The organism is uncultured Bifidobacterium sp. (genome assembly GCF_945269915.1).
In the GTDB taxonomy this organism is placed as follows: Bacteria; Actinomycetota; Actinomycetes; order Actinomycetales; family Bifidobacteriaceae; genus Bombiscardovia; species Bombiscardovia indica.
Genome location: NZ_CALYOY010000001.1, coordinates 14,373 through 37,371 on the forward strand (window position 1 = coordinate 14,373; position 22,999 = coordinate 37,371).

At 65.4% G+C, this 22,999-nt stretch carries 12 protein-coding genes and 1 tRNA gene; 2 read left to right on the forward strand and 11 right to left on the reverse strand.

What is annotated here, in order from left to right; genetic code table 11:
• Positions 1-79: 79 nt before the first annotated feature.
• From Q0K62_RS00065 to Q0K62_RS00080, 4 genes are all read right to left on the reverse strand, one after another.
• A complete protein-coding gene (locus Q0K62_RS00065) occupies positions 80-9,412 on the reverse strand; it encodes a type I polyketide synthase (RefSeq protein ID WP_297315940.1) in 9,333 nt (3,110 codons plus the stop codon).
• A 165-nt stretch (positions 9,413-9,577) separates the two neighbouring features.
• Complete coding sequence (locus tag Q0K62_RS00070) at positions 9,578-11,191, reverse strand: acyl-CoA carboxylase subunit beta (protein ID WP_297315941.1); 1,614 nt, start codon at positions 11,189-11,191, stop codon at positions 9,578-9,580.
• Positions 11,188-13,080, reverse strand: coding sequence for a biotin carboxylase N-terminal domain-containing protein (locus tag Q0K62_RS00075; protein WP_297315942.1), 1,893 nt, complete (start codon positions 13,078-13,080; stop codon positions 11,188-11,190). The genes Q0K62_RS00070 and Q0K62_RS00075 overlap by 4 nt, the downstream gene beginning before the upstream one ends.
• A gap of 54 nt (positions 13,081-13,134) precedes the next feature.
• Entirely contained in the window at positions 13,135-13,875 is a 741-nt protein-coding gene (locus tag Q0K62_RS00080; RefSeq protein WP_297315943.1) for a biotin--acetyl-CoA-carboxylase ligase, read from the reverse strand.
• Between the two features lie 562 nt (positions 13,876-14,437).
• On the opposite strand from Q0K62_RS00080, the gene Q0K62_RS00085 reads away from it, so the two are divergent.
• Both Q0K62_RS00085 and Q0K62_RS00090 read left to right on the forward strand, forming a co-directional pair.
• Positions 14,438-16,393 carry a DUF6020 family protein gene (locus tag Q0K62_RS00085; RefSeq protein ID WP_297315944.1) on the forward strand — a complete coding sequence of 652 codons (1,956 nt, stop codon included), beginning with the start codon at positions 14,438-14,440 and terminating at the stop codon, positions 16,391-16,393.
• An 81-nt stretch (positions 16,394-16,474) separates the two neighbouring features.
• The gene (locus Q0K62_RS00090; protein ID WP_297315945.1) at positions 16,475-17,779 is read left to right on the forward strand and encodes a helix-turn-helix domain-containing protein; all 1,305 of its coding nucleotides are present in this window, start codon (positions 16,475-16,477) and stop codon (positions 17,777-17,779) included.
• Between the two features lie 171 nt (positions 17,780-17,950).
• Here Q0K62_RS00090 and rplA read toward each other — a convergent pair whose 3' ends face one another.
• The 7 genes from rplA to proB all read right to left on the reverse strand — a co-directional run bounded on the left by rplA (position 17,951) and on the right by proB (position 22,999).
• The gene (gene rplA / locus Q0K62_RS00095; RefSeq protein WP_297315946.1) at positions 17,951-18,640 is read right to left on the reverse strand and encodes a 50S ribosomal protein L1; all 690 of its coding nucleotides are present in this window, start codon (positions 18,638-18,640) and stop codon (positions 17,951-17,953) included.
• A 64-nt stretch (positions 18,641-18,704) separates the two neighbouring features.
• Positions 18,705-19,136 carry a 50S ribosomal protein L11 gene (gene rplK / locus Q0K62_RS00100; RefSeq protein ID WP_297315947.1) on the reverse strand — a complete coding sequence of 144 codons (432 nt, stop codon included), beginning with the start codon at positions 19,134-19,136 and terminating at the stop codon, positions 18,705-18,707.
• Positions 19,137-19,283: 147 nt separating this feature from the next.
• Complete coding sequence (nusG, locus tag Q0K62_RS00105) at positions 19,284-20,117, reverse strand: transcription termination/antitermination protein NusG (RefSeq protein WP_297315948.1); 834 nt, start codon at positions 20,115-20,117, stop codon at positions 19,284-19,286.
• Between the two features lie 30 nt (positions 20,118-20,147).
• Positions 20,148-20,360: a preprotein translocase subunit SecE gene (secE, locus tag Q0K62_RS00110; RefSeq protein WP_297315949.1), complete on the reverse strand. Its 213-nt coding sequence runs from the start codon at positions 20,358-20,360 to the stop codon at positions 20,148-20,150.
• Positions 20,361-20,406: 46 nt separating this feature from the next.
• Positions 20,407-20,479: transfer RNA gene (locus tag Q0K62_RS00115), tRNA-Trp, on the reverse strand.
• A gap of 138 nt (positions 20,480-20,617) precedes the next feature.
• Entirely contained in the window at positions 20,618-21,826 is a 1,209-nt protein-coding gene (locus Q0K62_RS00120; RefSeq protein WP_297316036.1) for a pyridoxal phosphate-dependent aminotransferase, read from the reverse strand.
• Between the two features lie 39 nt (positions 21,827-21,865).
• On the reverse strand, positions 21,866-22,999 hold the full coding sequence (gene proB / locus Q0K62_RS00125; RefSeq protein ID WP_297315950.1) for a glutamate 5-kinase: 1,134 nt from the start codon (positions 22,997-22,999) through the stop codon (positions 21,866-21,868).

Below are 22,999 nucleotides of genomic sequence, written 5' to 3' on the forward strand. Positions count from 1 at the left end.
CACAGAGGAGGGTAGGCACACCAGCCCGGTAATGCCTACCCCCCTCCGTACAAGCCAGATTCAACTGGCTCAGATCGGCTCAGGCCTGGTCGAAGTATCCGTCAGCACCCAGGCGGGCATTCGGATCCAGGAGCATGGCCTTCTCGACCTCATGGCCGATATAGCCGTGACCATCCTCGTGGAAACGACGGTTGTCGATGGGTTCATAGAGCGGAGCCCTACCCATGCGACCCTCCTCCAAATGGCGCTGGCCTGCCGCCAGTCGGTCATTGGCACGGCGACGCCATTCGGCAAGGGCCTCGGGTCCGGCTGTCTTGGCCACGGAGGCCTCGAAGGCGCCGGGATTGACGATGGCGCCGATGCCGGAGACATGGCCGAAGCCCAGGGAGGTGACCAGACCGGCCTTGACCCTGCCCACCTTGAGAGGCTGCTCCAGCCAGACCATGTGGTCATCGCCCCTCAGTGCCGGGTCGACGCAATCCAGGGAGGCATTGGCCGGAATGACCCCGGACTTGAAGAGCTGGGTCAGGCCGTTGATCTGGAAGATGCAGGCCCCGCCCTTGGCGTGGCCGGTCAGGCTCTTCTGGGAGATGACGTAGAGCGGGTTCCCGTCCGCCCTGCCGATGGCGTGGGCCAGGGTGTTGTGGAGCTCGGACTCGTTGGGGTCGTTGGCGTTGGTCGATGTGTCGTGCTTGGAGACCACCGCGATCTCGTCGGGCTCCACACCCAGCTTGGCCAGGGAACGCACCAGGTCGGAGTCCCCGCCACCCATGCCGGATGCCAGGGCGCCCAGACCGGGGGCCGGAATGGAGGTATGGGCTCCATCCGCGAAGGAGTGGATGTACCCCACGACCCCCGCCACGGGCAGACCCATCCTCAGGGCGATGTCCCCCCTGGTCAGGAGGATGGTGCCGCCACCCTCGGACTCCAGGAAGCCGCCGCGACGGCGGTCGTTGGCCCTGGAGAAGAAACGGGGCTGGATGCCCTTGGCGTACATTTCTGCGGAGTTGGCCGTGGCGTTCATGTTGCCGAAGCCGATGACCGACTCCACGCCGATGTCGTCGATGGCCCCCGTGACCACGAAGTCCGCCTTGCCCAGGGCGATCTTGTCGGCCCCCTCTTCGAGGGAGACCGCAGCCGTGGCGCAGGCCGAGACCGGCTGGACCATGTTGCCGTAGCCACCGATGTAGGACTGCATGACGTGGGCCGCCACCACATTGGGCAGGGCCTCCTGGAGGATGTCCGTCGGAATCTCCTTGCCCAGGAAGCGGTCCAGGTAGAGCTTGCGCATGGAGGCCATGCCGCCGAAGCCGGTCCCTTGGGTGGAGGCCACCTTGGAGGGGTGGACGGCCTGGAGGATCTCGGCGGGGGTGAAGCCTGCGGACAGGTAGGCATCCACCGTGGTCACGATGTTCCACAGGGCGATTTCGTCCACGTCGCCGACCATGGAGGCCGGAATGCCCCACTTCACCGGGTCGAACCCCTGCGGGAACTGGCCGCCGACCGTCCTGGTCATCGTGGCCCTGCGGGGGACGCGAATTCGGGACCCGGCATGCCGGGTGACCGTCCACTCACCGGACTCCTCGTCACGGGCGATGTCGGTGTGGTCGGGATCCTGGTTCACATACTCCTGGGCCAGGTCCTCGGTGGGCACCGAGAAGGCCACGTCATGATCCAGGAAGACATCGACCTCCTCCTCGTCGGTCCCGTCACGGTAGTCGGAACCCATTCCCTCCTCGAAGGGGCGGATGCCGGAGCGGGCCACGACATCATCGTGGTAGCGCTCGGCGATGTCCTGCTCGGGCACCAGCTCACCGTCCGTGTCGTACCAGCCCGGCTTGGGGCTGTCCTGCCACTCGACCAGGCCCATGTTCCAGGCCAGTTCGAGCACGGCGGCGGCACTCAGATCAACCTGACCGTCGGGATGGATGCCCATCTCGGCCTCGAACCGGGTACGGCCCGAGCCCCAGGGACCCATCTCGCCGATGGAGACGATGACGATCTCGTCCTCGGGCCTGGCGGTGACACCCTGCCATTCGGCCAGATCGACCGGGGCCTGGGTGGGCTCGTGCGGGGTCGGGAGGGCCTTGATGACCCTGTCCGCATCCCCGGTGGGGGCCACGGCCCGGGCCTGCCCCTGCTGGGGGTCCGTTGCCTGGGCCTGGTCCATCTGAGCGGCCTCGGCCTTCAGCGCCTTCAGGTCGATGGGCTCGCCGCCCAGCCCACCGGTCAGGTCAACCTGGAGTGGAGCCTGGACAGCCTGGGCCTTGGACGATGCCGTGCACAGATCCAGAAGGGAGTCCGCGATCTGCTCGGTGGAATAGGTGTGGATGCCATGGCCTTCCACCACCTTGACCAGGGGGTCGTTGCCGCCCATGAGGCCGGTTCCACGGACCCACCCGATCAGGGGGTGGGCGAAGGTGACACGTCCGGACCAGTCCTGCTCGGCTTTGGCCCTGTTGATGATGGCGTCAAAGGAGGCCTTGACCTCCCCATAGGCCCCGTCTCCGCCGAAGATACCCCTGTTGGGGGATCCGGGCAGGACCACGTGCAGCCTGTGCTCCACGTCGGTGTCGGCACCGATCTTGGAGAAGCCGGCGATCTGCCGCTCCAGGCTCCAGAGCATCAGCCTGGACTGGGACTCGAAGAGACGGCCCGAGTCGGCCATGGTCCCGTGCATGGGTGGTGCCGCGAAGGGCAGGAGGAGGGTGGGCTCGTAGGCCGGCTTCAGGATCGTCGTCTTGGCGCCGGTCGTCTTCTTCTGCTCGCTGCCGACCCAGTCAACCAGGGCGTCGACGTCGCGGTAGGAGGAAAGATTGGCGGGAAGGAGCCAGAGCCTGGCCTGACCGACCGCATGGCGGCGGTAGAGGTCCTTGGCCCAGATGACGGTCCGGGGTTTCATGGAGAAGGAGGTGGCGATGACGGTGGCCCCTCCCTCCAGAAGTCCGGCCACCAGGGCACCCGCGATGGAGTTCGGGGCGGCACCGGTGACGATGGCCACGTCCTTGACGAACCGCGAGGCCTTGGCATCCTGTTGGACCGGCTTGATGGCCTGGTCGGCAATCCCGGTGAAGACCTGAGCCAGGGTGGCCTCACCGCGGGCCGAAGCCTTGGAGGCGTACCAGACCGCCTGGTCGTGGACCTCCTGTCCGGCACCCAGGAAACTCAGCCCCTGACGCTGGTCATCATGCTCGTAATAGATATGCGCCAGGTCCTCCCTGGCCGTGGCCCAGCGGTCGTCGAAGAGGACTGCCCTGTCGGCGTCGAAGCGGGGTGAGACCTGGTCGGGCCAGTCGGAACCGAGTTCGGCATCGACAGCGGCCACGACGGCCGCATCTTCATCCTCGTCAGGCTGGGGGGCCGGGGCCTTGATTCCCAGCTTGTCCAGGAGGTACCTGGCCGTGGAGGCCAGGACACCCTGGGAGCCGGTGACCTTGGAGGCGAAGGCATCCAGGGCCGCTGAATCGACCACCGCGCCGCCCGCGCCGCCGCCTGCACTGGGCATGCTGACCGTGACACCCCTGGACTGGGCCACCTGCTGGACGGCCTGGTCGATCAGGGTGTTGGCCGCGGCGGTCGTGGTGACCGTCTCGGTGGGCAGGGCGGCCAGGTCGCCACCTCGGGAGGATGCCCCCCCGCGGGTGTCCAGGACCAGGCTGGCCACAACGGCCGAGACCCAGCCCGGACCCAGCTGCCAGGTGTCCGCCACGCGCTTCTCCACCTGCTGAAGCTTCAGACCGGAGGGACCGAAGAGGTCGCGGATACGTTCACGAACGATGTCCGAAAGGACCGGTCCGAAGGGGTGGTAGTTGGGCGCCACCTTGTTGACCAGGGCACTCAAGGCAGCCATGTTGGCCTCGGCCGCACCGTCCACGCTGGCCACACCGAGCTCGGAGCTGATGTCCATCAGGAGCTGGTTGCGGCGCGAGGAAACCCCGTTGGTCAGGGTATCCGTGGTGTCGCTCTCGCCGATCTGGTCCATACGGATCTTGGTGGCATAGGCCAGGAGGACGGTGATGGCATCGGAGGCCTTGAAGGGCAGGTCGGCCACATCCGAACCGGAGGGACCATCGGTCTGAGCCGGGGCCGAGGCCTGTGCAGGGGCGGCAGTGGCGGGAACCGAAGCATCGGAGGCGGCGGGAGCGGCAGCCGGGGCCGAGGCCTCGGAAGCAACAGGTTCGACGCTCTCCTCCTCCACCGGAACCAGGGAGTCGGTGTCGGTCAGGTAGACCCTGCTCTCGTCACGACCGATGTTGTACACGGCCACGTGACGTTCACGGAAATCAGGCAGTTTCAAGGTCCTGGAAGCCATGTTGGCCAGGGTGGGCGAATGGCCCAGACCGACCTCCACAAGCTGCTCCACGCCCAGACCACCCTGCTCGAGTCCACCGAACATCAGTGCTTGCGTCTCGATCCAGCGCACCGGAGAGGCGAACTGCCAGGAGAGCAGCTCGGTCAGAAGGAGGCGTCCCAGCTTCTGATCATCGGCGGCATAGGAGTCCCAGACCTGCGGGTTCTCCAGGGCCTCCCTGATCCGCTCCGAGGGAACCACCTCGAGAATGGAGGCGGCGAAGTCCCGGTTCATCTCGTAGGGCCGGGCCACCAGGTTGGGAATGTAGCGCCCCTCCAGGCGGGAGTAGTCGATCCGTTCGGGCAGGAGTCTGTCGAGCGTGTCCCTGAACTCCGGAACCCCCTTGCGCAGGAGGCTGGAGTGGAAGGGCACATCGATGCCGGGCACATACATGAAGGCGGGCTTGCCGCCGGCCTCCTTGGCCCGCCTGTTGGAGTCCTTGCGCAGGTACTCCAGGCCGGCGATGGTGCCGGCCACGGCATACTGCTGACCGGAAAGGTTGTAGTTGACGATCTCCAGGAATTCACCGCACTCCTGGGAGACTGCAGCCACGTACTGTTTGACCCCCGAGTCGTCCAGACCGAACTGGTTGGGGCGGAGGGCACCCATCCGGTAGTTGCTGCGGCCCTGCTCATCGCGCTCGATCAGGGAGTGCATGGTGGAACCACGGTGGAAGACCAGCTCCAGGACCGTCTCCAGGGACATGACCCCGGCGAAGGAGCTCAGGGCGTTGTACTCGCCCAGGGAGTGGCCGGCGAAGTAGGCGGGCCAGATGTCGCTGCCGGATTCGCGCAGACGTGATGTCTGGGCGAAGGCCACCGTGGCCAGGGCCACCTGGGTGAACTGGGTCAGGTTGAGCAGTCCATCGGGGTGGTGGTAGGTGACCCCCTTGGCCGTCAGGGTCTTGGGGTTGTCGCGGACCACGGCCAGGATCGAGAATCCCAGCTTGCTCCGGGTCAGGGCATCGGCCCGCTCCCAGGTCTCGCGGGCTGCGGGTGACTTGGCCCGCTCGTCCAGGACCATCCCCTGCTGCTGGATGCCCTGGCCGGGGTAGACATAGGCCGTCTTGGGGGCCCGGGCGATGGCCGTTCCCCGGGAGACCAGCTGGCCATCGATCCTGCAGGTGACCTCCAGGACCAGACCGCCGTGGTTGACCTGGCCGATGCGCTCGACCGAGATCTCCACCTGGTCGCCAAGCTGGACCATACCGTACATGTTGTAGGTCCACCCGGCGATTTCGTAGTGGGCGCCCTTGTCGTCCGTGGCCTGGGCCGCATACTGGGCCGTGGCAGAGAGCCACATGCCATGCACCAGGGGTGCCGACAGGCCGGAGACGGCCGCACCACGCCAAGAGGTATGGATGGGGTTGAAGTCACCCGATGTCCGGGCGAAGGCGGTCATGTTGTCGGGGGCGGTGACCGTCACCCTGCGCAGCATCCGTCGGGGGGTGTCCAGGATTTCGGCCTGGATGCCACCGAACTCCGGTGCCTCCTCGGGAAGCTGGTCGCTGTAGGCGCGGCCCCGGATGGCGAACCGTTCCACCTCGCGCGCCAGAACCGTGCCGTCCTGGGCGCTGTGAACCACATGGATGGTGACCACACGGCCCGAGGCGGACTCCTTGTAGTCCTCGGCCCAGGAGGTCAGGGAGATGCGCTGGCCGGTGTGGGCCAGGAGCTCCTCCTCGCTGACCTCGAGCTCAATCAGGTGGTCAAGGTGGACGGCGTTGAGGAGGCCCTCGATGATCGGGAAGCCCTCCACATAGACCGACCCCAGGGCCGTGTAGATGGCGGGCCAGGCAGGTCCGACCAGGGCATCGGGGGCGATCCTGGACGGAACCAGATCGTCAGGCAGGGCACCACCGGTGGCGGCCTCGTGGTCGAAGCCCAGGTTTTCGGAAAGCGTGTAGCCTGTACGGGCCAGGCCGAAGGGATAGGTCGCCTTGTCTTCGGCGGGCTCGATGGTCGGCATGGATTCCAGCCGGTCCCCGGTGATGGCGGTGTTCCCGATGCCGGCCGTGTCGGCCAGCATGGAGTAGACGTGCTGGGGCAGGCGGCTCCTGTCCACGACCGGGAAAAGCCCGGCCTGGGTGCCGTTGACGGTCAGGGGGATGACGATATCGCGCACGGCGTGCTTGTCGCGGCCCCCGTTGGGTTCGTCATCCCAGAAGGTGTCCAGGTGGATGTCCAGGTTGTAGTGCTCCCCGGCCTGGTCCGTCCCGGCGGGGGTGATCTGGTAGGCGGGGTCGCCCACCCTGGTCCCGTAGGCCGGGTTGGCCATCAGGTGGCCCACCCAGGAGATGTTGGGACTGCGACGGATGAACTCCTCGGCGGTGGCGGCACCCGCCAGCTCGCTGTATGCCTTGCGGGGCCGAGGGTCGGCTTGGCCGACCCGGTCGATGGCGGCCTGCTCGAAGCGACCCAGGATGGATGCCACGGGCTCATCCACGGTGGTGATGCCGGCAACCGAAATCGGACCGGGAATGGCGCGGACGGAATCGGCGGAATAACGGGGGTCCTCGGACTGCCAGAGCTGGTCCTGACCCCACCAGCGCAGGAGGTCGTTGTCTATGACCGGCACAAAGGGCATGGGCTTGGGGTACTCCCGCACCAGGACGGGGAACCAGGCGATATCGGTGGGGACCACCCTGACCTGGTCGGCCTGGGGGTAAGCCTGGCGCAGACGTTCCAGGGCCTGGGCCGGTTCGGTCACATCCTCACGGGAGGCGAAGATGGACTCGAACTCGCCGCTCTGCTTCTCGCAGACCCGGGCCTCGATCCGGCGCAGAAGGTGGAGGAAGCGGTCCACGTAGGTGTCGTCGGCCCAGGGGTATGCCAGCTGGGCGAACCGTTCGGCCCACTGCTGGTAGGTCATGGTCTCCAGGTCGCCGAAGTAGGGCTTGGCGGTCCTGTCCAGGGCTGCGATGATCTCATCCCGCCTGGTCTCCAGCTCCTCGGGGTGCTTCATGACCCGGACCAGGAGACGACCGCACTCGGCGGAGGCGTTCTCGATCTCATAGATGTCGGCATGGAGGTGGCTCAGACCCGAACCGACCCCTCCGACAGACTTCCCGCTGGGTACCCACTTCTCCCCCATGGGTGCAAAGGGATCGGGGTCAGGGGTGGTGATGTCGATGCCCGGGGTACGGACCAGGGCCTGCTTGACCTCGGGGTTGGTGTGGGCCTCCTTGGCGGTCATGGCGGCCGTACCGACCATGACACCGTCCACCGGCATGGCCGGCAGGTGGTAGGCCTGGGACCACTGACCGGAGATGTAGTCGGCCGCCCGCTCGGGGGTGCCGATGCCGCCACCTGCCACCAGGACGATGTTGGGGCAGGCCCTGACCTCGGCATAGGTGGTGGAAAGCAGGTCGTCCAGGGACTCCCAGGAGTGGTGGCCGCCGGCGGCGCCGCCCTCGACCTCCATCAGGATGGGGGTGGGGGCCACCTCCTTGGCGATGACGATGACCTGACGAATCTGGTCCACGGTGCCGGGCTTGAAGGCCACATAGGGGAAGCCCTCCCCGTTGAGCTGACCGATCAGCTTGACGGCCTCGTCGGTCTCGGGGATGCCGGCCGAGACGACCACACCGTCGATGGGTGTGCCGGACTCGCGCTTCTTGGGGACGATGTGCTGGCTGCCGAACTGAAGGTTCCAGAGGTAACGGTCCATGAACATGGCGTTGAACTCGACGGTCCTGCCCTCTTCCAACTGCTCTTCCAGCTGGGCCACGTGCCGGTCGAAGACCTCGGCGGTCACCTGGCCGCCACCGGCAAGCTCGGCCCAGTACCCGGCATTGGCCGCGGCGGCCACGATCTCGGGCTCCACCGTGGTGGGGGTCATGCCGGCCAGGAGGATCGGGGGTTTGCCGGTCAGTCTGCTGAAGGCGGTCTGGACCCGCGGACCTGCCGGCGTGGCCAGAAGGCGGGGGGCGAATCGAGTCCAATCCTGGGTCCGGGCAGGTTCATCCTCCATGGTGGAGAGTTCGGCGCGCTGGGCCTGGGAGGTGGCCTCAACCACACCCACCCCGGTTCCCTGGACCAGGTTCCCCACCAGCTTGCCGATGGTCTCGCCGGGCCCCAGGTCGACCAGCCAGAGGTCACGGGGGTCGTTGCTCTTCATGATGTCCCTGATCTGGCCGGCCCAGTCGGCATGGCGCAGGAGGACCTCCTCGGCCAGAACGCGGGCGCGGTCAACATCCAGGGAGCACCTGGAGGCCCAGTCGACGGTCAGATCGACGGCCCCGGTCATCAGGGAGGAGTGGAAGGGCAGGGTGACGTCAAGGTACTCCAGGACGGGGGCGAAGGCGGTGCCGCCGCGGACCTTCTCCTCACGCAGTTTGCTCTGGTGGGCGCTCTCCTTGCCGACTTCGATGGCGAAGGCGGCCAGGTCCTCGGGATACCCGGACAGGACCAGGTGACGGTCGGAGTTGGTCACGGCCACGCTGATGGGCCCACGGGTGCCGGGCACCCGCTCGATCAGGACCTCGACCTGGCGGCGGGTGGCCCCCTTGACCGAGAGCATGGGGGTGGCCTCGCCCTGGCGGTGGATGCCCAGCTGGCGGGCCTGACGGGTGCCGGCGGCCCCGATCAGCATGGCGATGGCCAGGATCTGGTCGATGGCCTCCGTGGCGGCAGCCAGGGATCCACCCTCCTGGATGGCCTGAACCATGTGAACGCCGATGATGCCCTGGGAGTGTCCCAGGAGGGCCACAGGAGCAGCCTGGGCAGGGTCGTACCCCAGCTGCCCCAGGTCCATGAGCGCACCCAACTGTGCCAGGGCGATGCCCGGAACGCTGACGGCCGCATCGGCCGCCGGTCCCAACCGAGCGGGATTGGGCTCAAACCCGAAGAGATCCAGCTGGCGGCCGTTGGTGGCCAGGAGCTCCGGCTTGACCGGCCCGAGCAGGTCGGAGGCCTCCGAAACCCGTTGGGAAAGCCGCCCCCGAATGTCCGGATCCTTGGTCAGATCCGCCAGGGCCACGGTCCAGGGGGTGGACTGGCCGGCGAACATGAGCGCATGGGGCTGTTCCGCTAGACGGTTGATGAAGAATGTGCTGGTCATGATTTCCTATTCGTTGACTGTGGTTCTCGTGCTGCTGAGGGGAGGGTGGTCCGCAGCGACAGGACCTGCCCCTCCTTTCGGGCAATCGGAGGTTGCACACCGAATACGGCTTCTGCGGTAGTGCGCTCACTTTACCCTAATTGGCTTTTCAGGATGTTCCGGTAATCATAAGGGCTGATTTCCGTGATGTTTGTCATTCATCTTCACCCGGCGCTTGTCGGCCAGGAGATCCAGGGCCCCGATCAGGACCTGACGGGTCTGCTCCGGGTCGATCATCCCGTCCAGCTCCCCCATCTCCAAGGAGAGGTTGGCGTTGACGGTCGTGGCCTCGTACTCCTCGGCCAGCCGCTGCCGGAGGGCATCCACATCCTGTCCGGCCTCCTTGGCCTTCTGGAGGTCGCGCCGGTGGATGATGTTCACGGCCCCCGGGGCACCCAGAACCGCTATCTGGGAGCTCGGCCAGGCATAGTTCAGGTCGGCCCCGATGGACTTGGAGCCCATGACGATATAGGAGCCTCCGAAGGCCTTGCGCAGGACCACGGTGACCATGGGCACCTGGGCGTTGGCATAGGCGTAGATGACCTTCGCCCCCCGCCGGATGATGCCGGCATGCTCCTGGTCGGACCCGGGCTTGTAGCCGGGGGTGTCCACCAGGGTGATGACCGGGAGGTTGAAGGCGTCGCAGAGCCGGACGAACCGGGCCAGCTTCTCCGAGGAGTCCACATCCAGGCTGCCTGCGTCGACCATGGGCTGGTTGGCCACGATCCCCACCGGATGACCCTCCAGGCAGGCGAAGCCGACGACGATGGACCGGGCGAAGAGCTCATGGACCTGGACCAGCTCGCCGTTGTCGACGACGGCATGGATCACATCCAGGACATCGTAGGGCTGCCGGTCGTTCTCGGGGATGATCGTTGCCAGACGCTTGGCGGCCTGCCGCTCGGCATGACCGGAGGCGAAGGCGTAGGTCGGGGGCTCCACCTCGCTGCTGGAGGGGAGGTAGGCCAGTACGGTGCGGGCGTAGTCGATGGCATCGGCCTCATCCTCGCCCAGGTAGTGGGCCACGCCCGACCTGGTGTTGTGGACGTAGCCGCCACCCAGCTGATCCATGCTGATGGTCTCCCCGGTCGCCGCCTTGACCACATCGGGCCCGGTGACGAACATATCGGAGTTCTCCTTGGTCATGACGATCAGGTCGGTCAGGGCCGGGCAGTAGACGGCTCCGCCGGCGCAGGGACCGAGGATCAGCGATATCTGGGGAACGAACCCGCTGGCCTGGCAGGTCTTGCGGAAGATCCTCCCGTACTGGGTCAGGGCCGCCACACCCTCCTGGATCCGGGCACCGCCCGAGTCGATCATGGCCACGATGGGGACCTTGATCCGCATGGCCATGTCCATGAGCCTGCAGATCTTCTCCCCCTCGGCCTGGCCCAGGGTGCCACCCCTGACCGAGAAGTCCTGGGCATAGACGCCCACCTTCCGGCCGTAGATCATTCCGAACCCGGTGATGACGGCCGACCCGGCCTTTCCACCGACGATGTTCCCCCCGGCGAAGCGGCCCACCTCCTCGAAGGTATCCTTGTCGAAGAGGAGGTCCAGGCGTTCCCGGGCCGTGTTCTTCCCCTTGGCGTGCTGCCGGTCCCGGGCGTGCTCCTCGGCCTGGCGGGCCAGCTGCGCCGCCTGCCGGATCCCCTGCCGCACCGGTTGGGTCTCGAGCCCGGACCGCCCGGTCTCCCTGCCCGTCTCCCTTGTGGCCCCGACTTTCACTGAACTGTTCATGTCTGCTCCTCCCCCCGGGCTGTCCCATCCCCTCCCGTCTCCCGGGAGGACGCGTCCTGATCCTTGTCGCCTCCTTGCAGGTCCAGGGTGACCAGGGTCTGGCCGGGGTCGACCCCCTGGGCGACCCCGACCTGGATGGACTTGACCGTGCCCTTGGCAGGCGCATAGACGTAGTTCTCCATCTTCATGGATTCCAGGACCACCAGGAGGTCGCCCTTGTCGACCGTCTGCCGCTCTGCAACATTGATCCGGGTGACCACGGCCTGCATAGTGGCCACGATGACCCCGGACCGGGCCGCATCCTGACGGGGGGATCCGGGCTCCGCATCTCTCAGCCCACGCCCACGCAGGGGCTGGGTGGGGCGGCGCGCCGCACCCTGGCGGTTGAAGGAGCCTCCCATGCCTCCCAGGAGGGAATCGGGCAGGGAAAGCTTGACCCGCTTGTCGTCGATCTCGACGTTGTAGGTCTCCATGGTCTCCCTGACCGGGGGCTCCTGGGGGGTACCGGATACCGAGGCCGGCTGACCGGTGGTGTTGGTCTTGGGCTCCATGGTCAGGTAGACCCGTTCCAGCCACTTGGTCGAAACGTCGAAGGAATGACCATTTTCGGCCGTGAACTCCGGGTTGGAGAAGATCTTCTGGAAGAGGCTGGCCGGGGTCGGCACCCCGCCGATGCTCATCTCGCGCAGGGCACGGCGAACCCGGGCCACGGCGGCCGGACGATCCTGCGCGGTGACGACCACCTTGCCCATCATCGAATCATCCCTGGGTGAGACCGTGTCGCCCACCTCAACACCCGAATCGATGCGGATGCCGGGGCCCGAGGGCCACTGGAGGGATTCTATGGTGCCCGAACTGGGGGTCAGGTTGGTGGCCGGGTCCTCGCTGGTGATACGCAGCTCGAAGCTGTGCCCGCGCGGGGCCGGGGCCGGGGTCAGGGAGCCCCCGTCGGCGATGATCAACTGTTCCCGGACCAGGTCCAGGCCGCAGACCTGCTCGCTGACCGTGTGCTCCACCTGGAGCCTGGGGTTGACCTCCATGAAGTAGACCGAGTCCTGGGGGGTGACCAGGAACTCGCAGGTGCCCAGCCCCTCGTAACCGACCGTATCGAAAAGCCGCCGGGAGAACCCCTCCAGCTGGGAGATGACATCGGCCGAGAGGAAGGGGGCCGGGGCCTCCTCGACCAGCTTCTGATTGCGGCGCTGCACGGAGCAATCCCTGGTGGAGTAGACCGTGAACTGGCCATGGCTGTCACGCCCGGACTGCGTCTCCACGTGCCGGGCCCGATCGACGAACTTCTCGATGAAGTAGTCTCCCAGATCGCCCCCCTGGAGGGCGTCATGGTTCATATAGAAGGTACGGAGCTCGTCACTGTCGTTGATCAGGGTTATACCGCGTCCACCGCCCCCGTCCGCCTTCTTCATCATGACGGGGTAGCCGTTGTCGTCGGCGAAGTCCAGGAGTGCACGCATGTCGGAGACCGGCTCACTCAGCCCGGGCACGACGGGCACCCTGGCCCGCTCGGCCACCTTGCAGGCCGTGATCTTGTCACCAAGCTCGTCCAGAACGGATGGGTCCGGCCCCACCCAGGTGATCCCGGCGGCCTTGACCTTGGAGGCGAAGGAGGAGAACTCGGAGAGGAACCCGTATCCGGGATGGAGGGCGTCGGCCCCGGCCCGCTTGGCGATGGAGACGATCAGGTCCTCGTTCAGATAGGTCTGGATGTTGGTGTCACCAGGCAGAAGGTAGGCCTCGTCCGCCATCTGGGCGTAAGGGGCGTCACGGTCCTGATCTGCATAGACGGCCACGGTGGCGACGCCCATTTCCTGGGCGGTTCGCACCACCCTGAGCGCGATTTCGCCTCTGTTGGCAATCAGCAGTTTTTTCATATACCCTTCTCTTTCCCCGTGGATGGCGGAGCCTCCCCCGCAATGAATCGATGCTTATCTGGTACCCGATGACACATCGGGAAGAACGCCGACATCGCCGGTGGTCACGGTGATTGACGACCCGTCCTCCAACTCAACCTTGAGGGAGGCATCGGGGTTGATGGCCAGGGCCTTGCCCCTGACCGGATCACCGGCAACTGGCCTGACCTCGACCTGGCGGCCCACGGTCCAGCTCATGCCTCCGATCCGCGAGCGCAGATCATCCAGGGCCGGGTCCGCCCGGTCCACCAGGTCGTTCAGGTAGAGGCTCAGGTACCAGGAGATGGCATCGACCAGGTCGTCCCTGAGCATGCCGTATTCGGGAAGCTGCCCGTAGCGGAGGTGGAGGGAGGTGGCCAGATCGGTGGGCAGGTGGTCTTCGGGCAGGAAGAGGTTCATGCCCACACCGATGATGACAGCGGACCACTCCTGGTCTACCGTCACCAGTTCGCAGAGGATCCCCGCCAGCTTGCAGCCCCCGCAAAAGATATCGTTGGGCCATTTCAGGGCCAGGTCGGAACCGGTCCTGGTCCGATCCGCGTCAAGTGGTCGGCACCCGTGGTATGCAAGGACATCCTCGAGGCCGTCGATGACGGCGAGTCCGGAGATCATGGGAAGCCATCCGGACCGGGAGCCCGTGGTCAGAGGGGTGGGGAGGGCCACGGCCCATGAGGAGAGGAGAGATTGACCGGCCTGGTTGACCCAGGTGCGATCAAGACGACCACGGCACCGGACCTGTACATCTGAAACCGCCACACTGAGTGGCACATTACAGTGCCCGGTACCGGGCCATCGCCGAATACCTTTACTTGCGACTCTTCCCTCATTTCGTGTAGCCGTAGTAATCCCCTTGCGGGTATTTTTTCGAGGCGTGTCTTCGGCTTTCCCCTTTGTGCCTGGAACTACAAACCCCTTCGTGTTCCCCACGTCCGTTGCGGAACCGCTGTCCCCAAACAGCTTCTCCACCCGTTGGCGCGCGTCTGAATACGGGGAGGTTTCCAGAGCATGGGCCAGAAGGGTATTGGTCGAATCAACGGTATCGAGAACCGTGATAGATGACACAACACCACTGCTCAGCGATGCCGATGGTTGCCACTTGGTATTCTGATGAGGCACATCTTTTACTATAAGTCACGGAAGGTTCTTCAGGAAGCTGGCTATCTACAAAACAGGACGTCCGATTTTGTACCTTTCCACAAATCACGCCACGGAGCGGCAGGACCGCCCCGGCAGAGGACACCAATCGTGTCCGAATCGTGGTCCGATGGATAGAATTGGATGTACCGAACCGCATGCTTCATACACGAGGGGGGACCACTTGGCAGCAGATACCGGTACCAGCGGCAACTCTCTGAGTGGTCACCGGAACCCTCCTGGCACCATCCTGGGCAGGGGCCTTGCCGGACTCATCTGTCTCTGGATCGCCTGGTGCACCTCGGTGGGCCCCATATACCGCCGGAGCGGGTCCATGGCCGAGTTCGGCTGGTCGAATACCCTGATTCTCCTGGTCACCCTGACCGTCTGCCTGGGCATGGTCGCCCTGGTCGGCCGCCTACTGAGTGGCGGTGAGTCCGTCTGGACCGGCTTGGAGAACGGACGTGATGGATTCCCGGGAAGGAAGGTCAGGGCCTTCAAGGATTCCCTGGACGGGCGGGAACGGTTCCGGTCCATGGTCGGCGCCTACCGGGCATTCATCATGGGGCAGACCCGGGGATGGAAACCCATCATGCGCCTCCTGGTCATTGGATGGGCCTGGGCCCTGGTGACCCTCCTGGCCGCGTACGGAGCCGACCTCTACGCACAGATCGCCGAGTGCACCAACTGGCTCCTGCAGATGCGGGGCGACGTGCCCCAATACGGCGGGAACGCCTTCACCCAGATGGACGTCTACCCGATCGGACACTACCTCTGGCCGGCCGACCCCACCTTCCTGACCGACCAGCACAACCTGGTCCTGACCTTCTTCTACGGGATGACGGCCCTGGCCTCCCAGCGGCTGACAGGCTCCTACGACGCGGGCATCGTCCTCCTGGGGGGGCTGCAACTGGTCTTCGGCGCCTTCTGCTGCGCCGTCACGGCTGATCGGTTCTTCACCGGCGGACGGCCCTGCGCTACCGGCGCGGAGACCAGGACCGTCACGGCAGAGCCTGGAGCCTACCGGGCCGGCCCCCTGGCCCGCACCCTGGTCATCATCTTCTTCCTGGTCTGCCCCTTCAACGTCTTCAGCACGATCAGCCTGACCAAGTCACCCCTCTTCGCCTTCGCCTTCGTCTGGTGGTTCGGCATCTGGTACCAGGCCATCAGGCAGGACGGGCCCGGCAAGCGCCCCTTGGCCAGCACCAGGACCCTGGTTGGTCTGGCCGTCAGCACCCTGATCATGCTGATCAGCACCAAGTATGGGGTCTACATCGTCGCCGCCCAGATCGTCCTGGCACTGATCCTGCACCGGCGGCATTGGCGGGCCTACCTGGTCTGCCTTCTCCTGCCCATCCTGGCCTTCACGGCCCTGATCACCGGCCTTGAGGGGGCAGGACGGGTCATCAAGGGAGACCCCGTGGAGAGCAAGAGCATCCAGCTCCAGCAGATAGCCCGGGTGGCCAAGGTCGACCCCTCAGGCATCGACGGACGGACCAGGCAGGACCTGGCACCCATCCTGGACCTGGGCTCGGCGGCCACCAACTACACGCCCTGGGAGGCCGACAGGGTCAAGTCATCCGGGAACCAGCCCAAGCTGATCGTCTACAAGTGGCGCACGGTCACGGCCGAGCAGATGAAGAGGTTGAATCGGGCCTGGCTCCACCTGGCCAAGGGGCACACCCTTCCCTACCTGGATGCGTTCATGGCCGAATGCTACGGCTACTTCGACGTCAACGACCCGGCCTATGTGGCCATGTCCTATTATCTGAATAACTCCTACGTGCAGGAATCCAGCACCTGGATCCAGTACTGGTGCCGGGATTGGCGCAACGGAATCACGGGCCTGGCCAGAACCTGGGCCAGCATACCCGTCCTGGGCTGGGTGGCCCAGGGGAACTTCTGGGTGGTCCTGGCGCTGATCCTGATTGCCGCCTGGCTGAGCACCGGACGCTGGCGCCACCTGCTCGGCTTCTTCCCGCTCCTGCTGATCATGGGGGTCATGGTCACCTCGCCGGCCAACAACTTCGAACGGCACATGCTTCCCGTGGCCATGGTGGTGCCCTTCCTGATCCTGGCCATGTCCCGCGAACGCCAAAGCGCTTCCACCCAGGAAAGGAGCGGGTCCCTACCATGCTGACACCCAAGAGAAGACCCCGGTCTGACGCTGTTGGGGGTCGCACCGGGGCGGGGAGTCTGTTCCGGAATGGTCTGGTACCGAATGGCTGAACCGCATAGGACCGCGGGCAGCGGCATCCCCCACCCGAATGGCCAATCGCCGGATGCGTCCGACAAGCCGGATTCCATGGCCGTCCCCCTGCCTGAACCGATCAGAACCCTGGTTCGCCAGGCCGAGAAGGACCTCGGCGACAAGTTGCCATGGTACGAGGATCTGCCCCAGGACAGCAAGCAGATCCTCAAGGAACTTATTGAAATCGCCATCGCCTCCTTCCTGACGTGGAAGGGCCGGCAGGACAGCCTCCCGCCCGACACAGGATGCGACTCCGAACAGGGCATGGTTTCCCTACCGGCACCATTGGAATTCTCTCAGGTCATCAGTCCCCGCCAGGCCATGGACGTGACCCGGGTCATCGTGGACCTGCTCGAGAACAACATCACCGTCTTCGCCCGTGAGGGGGAGCCTGAGGATGAGACCAGGGATACCATACTGCGCTATGCCTGGGAGGTGGCCTTCTCTGCCGCGACGATATACGCCGACCTGGCCGAGGCCCGGAACAGCATGGGAACCAGGACCGAGACCCTGATCATCGAGAGCCTAATCGACGGATCGACCGGCAGACAGGTAACGACCGGACTCACCATGCTGGGGTGGCCGGCCGACTACCGGTGTTTCGCCATCGTGGGCCGAACACCCCGGGGAGGGAAGACGAGTGCCGGCATAATCCACCAGCGTATCCGGCTCACCCTGGAGCAGGCTGGGGCCAGGGTACTTATGTCCCAGCACAACAAACTGGTCGTGATCCTGGCCGATATGGAGGAGGCTGGGACCCCGGCCGACCTCTGTGCCGGCCTCCTCCGCTACTTCGACAAAGAGAGTCCGGTCTGCCTGGGCCCGCTCCGTCACGGAATCCACGGGGCGGTCGAAACCATCCAGGCGGCCCTGAACACCTATACGGTGGCCCCTGCAGCCGAAGGGCTGAGTGTGGACGGCGGCCTACCCAGGCCCCTCCATGCGGACGACCTCCTGCCCGAGCGTGCCCTGATGGGCGACGAGAAGGCCTCGGACCAGCTCTACCAGGAGGTCTACAAGAGCCTGAGCAACGGGGATCGGAACAACCCCCTCCTGGTGACCCTGAGTACCTTCCTGGTCTCCGGCAACTCCCTGGAGACCACGGCCAGGCGGCTGGGAGTCCACCCCAACACGGTCCGGTACCGACTCAAACGGTCCATCGAAGTGACCGGCTGGGATGCCATGAACCCCCGTGAGGCCTTCGTTCTCCAGACCGCCCTGAAGATAGGCCAGATCCGCGACGCCCAGGAGCAGATGCAGGAACCCCGGGCATAGCTTCCGACCCAAACCGTCTCTGGTCGGTTGGGAGGTCTGCAGGGTCGGCACAGGACAGACTGCTCAGGCGCGGAACCATCGGCCCGACACGACGAGGCATGGAACAGGGTGGATGGCCGTACGGCCATCCACCCTCAGGAATCCACGAGGGCAACGCCCCCGAGACCACAATCAGAGCAGGGCTATGTCCAGAGGAACACCAGGACCCATGGTCGTGGTCAGGGTGGCCTTGGTGATGTAGCGACCCTTGACCGTGGCCGGCTTGGCGCGCTTGATCTCCTCATCGACGGCGCGGAAGTTCTCCGCCAGGGCCTTTTCATCGAAGGAGACCTTGCCCACGGGGAAGCTCAGGTTGCCGTTCTTGTCGACGCGGAACTCGATACGACCCGCCTTGATCTCGGAGACGGCCTTGGCCACATCCATGGTGACGGTGCCGGTCTTCGGGTTGGGCATGAGACCACGGGGGCCCAGGACGCGGCCCAGACGGCCGACCTTGCCCATCATGTCAGGGGTGGCAACCACGGCATCGAAGTCCAGGTAGCCGCCGGCGACCTTTGTCACCAGCTCGTCATCGCCAACCTCGTCCGCGCCGGCCTCGGTGGCAGCAGTGGCCTGGGGGCCACGGGCGAAGACCAGGACGCGGACGGTCTTGCCGGTGCCGTTGGGCAGGCTGACGGTGCCGCGGACCAGCTGGTCGGCCTTACGGGGATCCACGTTCAGACGGTAGACGGCCTCTACGGTCTCGTCAAACCCGCGCTTGGGCATGCTCTTGAGCAGGGCGATGCCCTCCTCAGGGGTGTACAGGTTGGTGCGATCGACCTTCTCGGCCGCCTCGCGGTACTTCTTGGAACGCTTGGTCATCTGCTTCTCCTATCAGCAGTCGCGGTGCGGGCAAGCGTATGCCCTACCGCTCACAACAAAAATTTCAGTCGGTGACGGTGATGCCCATGGAACGGGCGGTGCCTTCGATGATCTTCATGCCGGCCTCGACATCTCGGGCCGACAGGTCCTCCATCTTGGTCTCGGCGATCTCGCGGACCTGGGCCTTGGTAACCGAGCCCACCTTGGTGGTCAGCGGGTTGCCGGCACCCTTGGCCACGCCAGCAGCCTTGCGGAGCAGGTCCGCAGCCGGCGGGGTCTTAGTGACGAAAGTGAAGGAACGATCCTCATAGACGGTGATGATGCAGGGGATGACCTGACCCATCCTGTCCTTGGTGGCATCGTTATACTGCTTGCAGAAGTCCATGATATTGACGCCATGGGAACCCAGGGCGGGGCCCAGCGGCGGGGCAGGATTGGCCTTGCCTGCCTCGATCTGCACTTTGATCAGCGCGGTGACTTTCTTCTTTGCAGCCATTGCTGGTTCTTCTTTCTATGAAGCGGTGATGTCGGAGACCGAAGGGTCCCCTCCCGCAACTTGTTCTTTCCACATGCACCCTGGGGGCGCACAAGCCTGTCGATTATGACATGGGCCGACGACACGCCGACCGGTGCCGACCCGGGGCTAGGAGATCTTCTCCACCTGGTCGAATCCCAGCTCGACCGGGGTGTCACGCCCGAAGATCGAGACCAGGACGGTCAGCTTCTGGGTGGTGGGCTCCACATCGGAGACCACGGCGGCCATGGTGGCGAAGGGCCCGTCGGTGACGGTGACCTGGTCGCCCACGGCGTAGGAGACCTCGACCGTACGCTTCTTGGCGGCCTCGGGCTTGTCGCCTGCAGCCTTCAGGGCCTCGGAGGCAATCATGGGGGCCATCATCCTGACGACCTCCTTGCGGGTCAGGGGTGCGGGCTCCTTGCTGGGGCCCACGAACCCGGTGACACCTTCGGTGTCGCGAATGATGCGACGTGCATTCTCGTCCGGCCACATACGGATGAGCACATAACCGGGGACCCGAACACGGGTGACGACCTTCTTGCCACGGTCCGTGTGCTTCTCGACCTCCTCCATGGGAATCTCCACCTGGAATACCTGGTCTTCAAGACCGAAGGAGACGATACGGGACTCGACGTTGGCCTTGACCCGCTTTTCGTACCCGGAGTACGTGTGCAGGACGTACCACTTGCCCTCAAGGGTGCGCAGCTTCTTGGAAAACTCGTCAACCGCCTTCTGGCCGGCATCCTCCTGGGCGGGTTGATCCTGGGCGGTCTCACCCTGATCGACGGAATCCGCCTGGGCCTGCTCGGGGGCGGGGCCGGCATCTTCCCGAGCCTGCCGGTCGACAGGCCGGTCCTGGATCGGAGCCTCCTCCTGCCCCTCGGCCAGGGCCGGGACCGTATCCTGGGGTCCCTGGGTCAGATCATTGCCCAGACCCTCAGTCGTCAGATCATCACTCATGGATTACTCCACCTTCTACCTTGTTGCGCTTCAGCCGAATACGAGGAAGACCAGTTTGCCCAGCCCGAAGTCCAGAACCGTCACGAAGAGCATGAGCAGGAGGACGAAGATGAAGACGGCCACCGACCAGCCCAGGAGTTCCTTCCCGGTCGGGGCGACCACCTTGCGGATCTCATCGATGACCTGTTTGATGAACAGACCGATACGCATGAAGAAGTTCGGCTTGTCTTCTTTCCTTGCCATGGTCTACATCCTTCACTTGTCGTGCACTGCCAGCTGCAACACTTTGCAGGGAAGGCGGGACTCGAACCCACAACCTACGGTTTTGGAGACCGTTGCGCTACCAATTGCGCCACTTCCCTATCGGGACTTCTCCCAACAGTACTCGAGGCAGACAAACCCGCCTCCACTGTCGGAGAAAAACCGCCAAATTGCTATTTTAGCGTAAAGGGTGGTCTGAGTCCAACCGCGTGCCGTCACGACACCTCGGAGGAAGGCGATCAGACCCCGACCCAGACCTGGAACCGGCGCATCCCCTCGGCCAGGTCCGCATCGGACAGGGCGTAGGAGAAGCGCAGATGACCCGGAGCACCGAAGGCCTCACCCGGTACGGCGGCCACATGGATCTCCTCCAGCACCGCTGCGGCCAGGTCGGAGGAGGTCCGGCTGATGGTTCCTCTGGGGCCCACCGGCCGGTTCAGGAGTCCGGTTACATCCGGGAAGGCATAGAAGGCTCCCTTGGGTTCCGGGCAATGGACACCCGGCACCTGGCTCAGGGCGGCCATGATGGCCTGACGACGGAGACCGAAGGCCCTGCCCATGGCCCTGACCTCATCCAGGGGGGCCTGAATGGCTGTCAGGGCGGCCCGCTGCGAAACATCGGCCACGTTGGATGTCATATGGCCCTGGAGCTTGCCGGCGGCCTGGGCTACGGGGGCCGGAGCCACCATCCATCCCACACGCCAACCGGTCATGGCGTAGGTCTTGGCCACCCCGTTCAGGACGATCAGCTGATCGCGCAGCTCCGGCAGAAGGGCACCCGGGTAGGGGGTGTGGGCACCGTCGTAGGTCAGGTGTTCATAGATTTCGTCACTGACCACCCAGATGTGGTGTTCAATGGCCCACCGACCGATGGCCCTGACCAGATCGTCGTCCCAGACCACCCCTGTGGGATTGGAGGGGGTGTTGATGATGATGGCCTTGGTCCGCTCGGTACGTGCCGCCTCCAGGGCATCCAGGGAAGGCAGGTAACCCTTGTCCGACCCACTGAAGACGGGGACCGGCTCCCCTCCGGCCAGGGTGACCACTTCAGGATAACTGGTCCAATAGGGAGCAGGGATGATGACCTGGTCACCCGGGTCGAGAAGAATCTGGAAGGTCTCGTAGACGGCCTGCTTGCCGCCATTGGTGACCACCACCTGCTCAGGTTCCACCGCATAGCCGGAATCACGCCTGGTCTTGTCGGCTATGGCCTGACGCAGCTCGGGCAGACCGGCCGTGGGGGTGTAGCGGTGATTGCGCGGGTCCAGGCAGGCCTGCGAGGCGGCCCGGGCGATGAAGTCCGGGGTGGGGAAGTCGGGCTCACCCGCACCGAAGCTGATGACGTCGACCCCCTGGGCCTTCATGGCCTTGGCCTTGGAGTCCACGGTCAGGGTGGCGCTGGGGGCCACGGAATCGATACGTCTGCTCAGGGTCTGCCATTCAGCCATGCTCATGGTTTCCATGGTACCGCCCGTCTTCCGTTTTCTTCAGATAAGGACCAAAGAATCACGATGGACCAGTGGATGGGCGAAATGCGCCCCCTGTCGTCGGCGCAGATCCGTGGTGGTCAGGCCCAGCATCTCCTCGGCCTCCTCGGAGTCGTACCCGGAGAGCCCCTTGGCCACCTGGTCACCGGACTGGTCCCATATCCAGACCGGGTCACCGGCCGAGAACCCTCCCCGGACACTGACCGTGCCCGCCGCCAGGAGACTGGCCCGACCAGCCCGGAGGGCCTCGGCTGCCCCCCGGTCGACCACGTACCCGCCCTGGGGTTGGGACGCGTATTTGATCCAGAGCCTGTGGGAGGATCCCCGCCGTCGAAGCGGGGCGAAGAGGGTGCCCACCGGGTCCCCCTCCATGGCAGGACCGGCCTGATCAGCCCGGGCCAGGACCACGGGGACACCTGAAGAGGTGGCCATCCTGGCGGCATCCAGCTTGGTGGTCATTCCCCCGGTGCCCAGACCCGATGAGGACCCGGCCGCGTCGATCCGATCCATGGCCTCGGCCACGTCGGGAACGAATTCGATCCGCCTGGCCCCGGGATGGCCGGGAGGGGCGGTATAGAGGGCATCCACGTCGGTCAAGAGGACCAGGGCATCAGCGCTGACGATGTTGGCGATCAGGGCCGAGAGACGATCATTGTCGCCGAAGCGGATCTCGTTGCTGGCCAGGGCGTCGTTCTCGTTCACCACGGGGATGACCCCCAGATCGAGCAGTCGGCAGAGGGTACGGCGGGCATTGCGGTACTGGACGGCCAGGGTGGTGTCGCGGGCCGTAATCAGAATCTGGCCAACCCGCAGCCCCCTTCGGGAGAAGGCGGCCTCGTACTGGGCCATGAGAAGTCCCTGGCCCACCGATGCGGTGGCCTGTTGGGTGACCACATCCTCGGGGCGGGACCGGAATCCCAGGGGGCCGAAACCCGCAGCGATGGCCCCTGAAGTGACCAGGACCAGCCTGGCCCCATCGTTGGCGGCCGAGGCCAGGGCCCCGACCAGGGCGTTCAGGCGGGAGGTGTCCAGGTGACCGTCGGGGGTCGTCAGGGAACTGGAACCCACCTTGACCACCATCGTGCGGGCCTGGGCCACCCGGGCACGAATCTCGTCATGACTGGGTGCGGCCAT

Coding starts and splice junctions, on each gene's coding strand:
- Q0K62_RS00070 (WP_297315941.1), bottom strand. CDS start 11,191: ATGAACAGTTCAGTGAAAGTCGGGGCCACAAGGGAGACGGGCAGGGAG.
- proB (WP_297315950.1), bottom strand. CDS start 22,999: ATGGCCGCACCCAGTCATGACGAGATTCGTGCCCGGGTGGCCCAGGCC.
- secE (WP_297315949.1), bottom strand. CDS start 20,360: ATGGCAAGGAAAGAAGACAAGCCGAACTTCTTCATGCGTATCGGTCTG.
- Q0K62_RS00090 (WP_297315945.1), top strand. CDS start 16,475: ATGGCTGAACCGCATAGGACCGCGGGCAGCGGCATCCCCCACCCGAAT.
- nusG (WP_297315948.1), bottom strand. CDS start 20,117: ATGAGTGATGATCTGACGACTGAGGGTCTGGGCAATGATCTGACCCAG.
- Q0K62_RS00075 (WP_297315942.1), bottom strand. CDS start 13,080: ATGAAAAAACTGCTGATTGCCAACAGAGGCGAAATCGCGCTCAGGGTG.
- rplK (WP_297315947.1), bottom strand. CDS start 19,136: ATGGCTGCAAAGAAGAAAGTCACCGCGCTGATCAAAGTGCAGATCGAG.
- rplA (WP_297315946.1), bottom strand. CDS start 18,640: ATGACCAAGCGTTCCAAGAAGTACCGCGAGGCGGCCGAGAAGGTCGAT.
- Q0K62_RS00120 (WP_297316036.1), bottom strand. CDS start 21,826: ATGGCTGAATGGCAGACCCTGAGCAGACGTATCGATTCCGTGGCCCCC.
- Q0K62_RS00065 (WP_297315940.1), bottom strand. CDS start 9,412: ATGACCAGCACATTCTTCATCAACCGTCTAGCGGAACAGCCCCATGCG.